We start from the raw sequence: 1288 nt of genomic DNA on the forward strand, positions 1-1288 counted from the left end.
CACGATCTCCTCGATCGGAGTCGACGGCGCCCGGAACTCCCGAGTCTCGAACTCCGGCTCCGGCAACGCCTTACGATCCAACTTGCCCGAAGTATTCAACGGGAACGCATCCAGTACGACCACAGCCGCCGGAACCATATAGGTCGGCAGCACCTCGCGTACGGCATCCAGCACGGTCGTCTGCACGATCTGCTGACCCGGAGCCGGAACCACATAAGCGACCAGCTGCTCACCCAACTGGGAAGCAGAAACCGTCACCGCGGCCTGACTCACCTGCGGCTGCGCCAGCAACGCCGACTCGATCTCCCCCAACTCGATCCGCTGACCACGGAACTTCACCTGGAAATCCGTACGGCCCAGGTACTCCAGCACCGGATCACCATCGACACGCGTCCACCGCACGAGGTCGCCCGTGCGATACATCCGCCGGCCGCTGTCGAACGGGCTCGCCACGAAACGGTCCGAACTCAGATCCGGACGCGTCACGTACCCGCGAGCCAGCTGGTCACCGGCCAAGTACAGCTCACCGGTCACACCTTCGGGGACCGGACGCAAGCGACCGTCGAGCACATACACACGGCTGTTCCACTGCGGCACACCGATCGGCACACTCGCGGATTCCGCGCCGGTCGCCTGCCAGTAGGTGATCGACACCGCAGCCTCGGTCGGACCGTAAAGGTTGTGGACCGCAGCATCGGAGATAGCGTGCATCGCGGTAACCGTCTCCGGCGGCAACGCTTCACCGATCACGAACACATGCTCGAGACTCGGCACCGACCCCGGCGCGGTATGCGCGGCAAAAACCGTCAACATCGACGGCACGAAATCCGTCACCGTCACGCGCTGCTCGGCGATCACCCGCGCCAGATATTCGGGATCGCGATGACCATCCGGAGTCGCCACCACCAAACGGGCGCCCGCGGCCAACGGCAGGAAATAACCCCACAACGACACGTCGAACGTAGTGGCCGTCTTCTGCAGATAAACGTCACCCGCATCCATCGGATACTCCGCCAGCATCCACGCGACCTGGTTCGCGATCGCCGAATGCGGCACCGCCACACCCTTCGGACGACCGGTAGAACCAGAAGTGAAAATCACGTAGGCGGTATTCGAGGACCGCACCGGCGCGAGCCGATCCGCATCAGTCACCGGCGCAGCATCGAAACCGCTGGTATCCAACCCATCCAGGGCCAGGACCGGCACACCCGCAAGCACACCCACACTGTCACTGTCGAGAGCAACGTCACGGCCGGCGCCGAAGCTGCCCGTGCGCGCAACGTCTGCG

The 1288-nt window shown here is 64.1% G+C and carries 1 protein-coding gene; it reads right to left on the bottom strand.

What is annotated here, in order from left to right:
• Positions 1-1288: amino acid adenylation domain-containing protein (locus tag QH195_RS02715; RefSeq protein ID WP_280434217.1), on the bottom strand; the 1288-nt coding region annotated here is incomplete at both ends.

This window comes from Nocardia carnea (assembly GCF_029868855.1).
Lineage (GTDB): Bacteria > Actinomycetota > Actinomycetes > Mycobacteriales > Mycobacteriaceae > Nocardia > Nocardia carnea_A.